Source organism: Methylorubrum zatmanii, from assembly GCF_014845115.1.
In the GTDB taxonomy this organism is placed as follows: Bacteria; Pseudomonadota; Alphaproteobacteria; order Rhizobiales; family Beijerinckiaceae; genus Methylobacterium; species Methylobacterium zatmanii.
This window is the reverse complement of sequence record NZ_NKUI01000336.1, coordinates 1-1,728: the sequence shown is the minus strand read 5'-3', so window position 1 is coordinate 1,728 and position 1,728 is coordinate 1. Positions and strand designations below refer to the sequence as shown.

The 1,728-nt window shown below is 70.4% G+C and carries 1 protein-coding gene and 1 pseudogene; both read right to left on the bottom strand.

Features of this window, described 5'->3' with window-relative positions; translation table 11 throughout:
* Positions 1–325 (bottom strand): annotated as a pseudogene (locus MZTS_RS24490) (hypothetical protein); the annotation flags it as partial.
* A 121-nt stretch (positions 326–446) separates the two neighbouring features.
* Positions 447–1,460, bottom strand: coding sequence for a methyltransferase domain-containing protein (locus tag MZTS_RS24485; protein ID WP_009865731.1), 1,014 nt, complete (start codon positions 1,458–1,460; stop codon positions 447–449).
* Between the last annotated feature and the right edge of the window lie 268 nt (positions 1,461–1,728).

Genomic DNA, 1,728 nt, shown 5'->3' with positions numbered 1-1,728 from the left:
GCCACCCCTTCAGCCGGGCGAGCGGGTGGCGCCGGGGCAGGCCGCGGATCAGGCGCCGGGCGGGGGAGAGGCGGTGGTCGACCGCGATCCCGTCCACGAAGTTCTCGTAGATGCAGAGCTTTTCCGGCACGACGACGTGGCGGTAGGCGATGCCGAGCCCCCGCGCCCGCTCCGCGCGGGCGGCGATGAGCTGGCGCCACAGCTCGGTCTGATGGGCCATGAAGCCCGATTCGTTGAACTGCGCGATGACGTTGTTGCTGCCGGCGACGACGAACAGCCAGCCGTCCTTGCCGACATGGATGTGATCGGTGGCCGTGTCGGACACGGGAGTCCGTCCTTCCTCGACAGTCTGAGAGCATCGTCCCGAAAGGTGCCCTTCGGCTTTCGGAAAAGGACGATGCGACAACGAAAGCGATGCGCTCGTGCCGAACGCGGGGGCCGGGCCGTCAGATCCGGCGCAGGTTGACGATGAACTCGTCGCCGCCGGGATAGGGATCGTGGACCTTGACGAGCTCGAGCGGCAGCAGCCGCAGGGCGTCGATCACCGCCCAGCATTGGCGGAAGGAGGCGACGGTGAAGACGTTGCAATGGGCATCGACATACTGCCCCCCCGCCGTCAGGCGGGCGGCGGCGAGCGCCTGTTCGAGCCGCTCGCGGTCGGGCAGGGCCGGCAGGTCGTTGCCGAGATGGAGCGGCGAGACGAAGGCGACGTGGTCGAAGACGTGGCGCGGGCTCGGCCGGTCGAGCCTTGCGATCCAGGCATCGATCAGGTCGGCCGGCCGCGTCAGCTCGCGGCGGTGGTCGAAGCAGAGCGAGCGCTCCGGCAGCGCCAGGGAGATCACGCCGCCCGGCCGGATCACCTCGGCGAGGTGGCCGAGCCAGCCGATCGGGTCGGCCACGTGCTCCATCACGTGCACCGCCACGGCGTAATCGAACAGCTTGCCGTCCGGGATGCGCGCCCGCAGCGAGCCGGAGGGCCACGCGTAATCGACCGTCTGGATCCGGTCGAGATCGACCATCGCCGCCGGGCTGCCGGTGTATTTCGCCCGCAGCTCCTCGGTCAGGGCATGGTCGATATAGGCCAGCGGCCCGCGCGCCTTGGACAGGGTCGGGCGGTCGAGGGGGCCGAGTTCGAGCCCGCTCATGGTGGCTTGATCGATGCCGTCGAGCAGGCGGCTCAGGCGCTCGCGGTGATGGGTGTTGGGCGAGCCGTCGAGAGGCTGCCCGTCGGCGGCGCGGACCTCCAGCACGTCGTTCAGCGTCAGGGGCTCGGGGTAGAGCACGACGAAGCCGCATTCGGCGGGGAGCCCGAGGGCGGTGAGGTCGTCGCGGCGGTGATTGGGCGCGGCCCGCAGGAGATGCGTGCCGTTGACGAAGACATCGATGGCGCTGGGCGCGCCGCGCGCATCGACGCACCAGCCGGTCAGGAAGGCCGGCGAGCAGGCATCGATGCGCCCCATGGCGGTGCGGATCTGCGGCTGTCCTCCGAACCGCCGTTTCCACCATCGGCGCAACGGTTTCGGTACCACACTCGACACAACCGCCGGCAAGCCCGTCTCCCGCCCCTTTCGCCGCCGATGGCGGTGGGCTCCCCCCTACAGGTCTTAATGGTTCCAAGGCAACCGCTCCCGGCAAGGCCCTTGGCAGGCCCCGGTAGCCCCCGCCGGGCGGATGGGGCGGGGCGCGGCGATGTGCTACCGGTCGGCCGTGAATTCCCGGGCCGGAGGC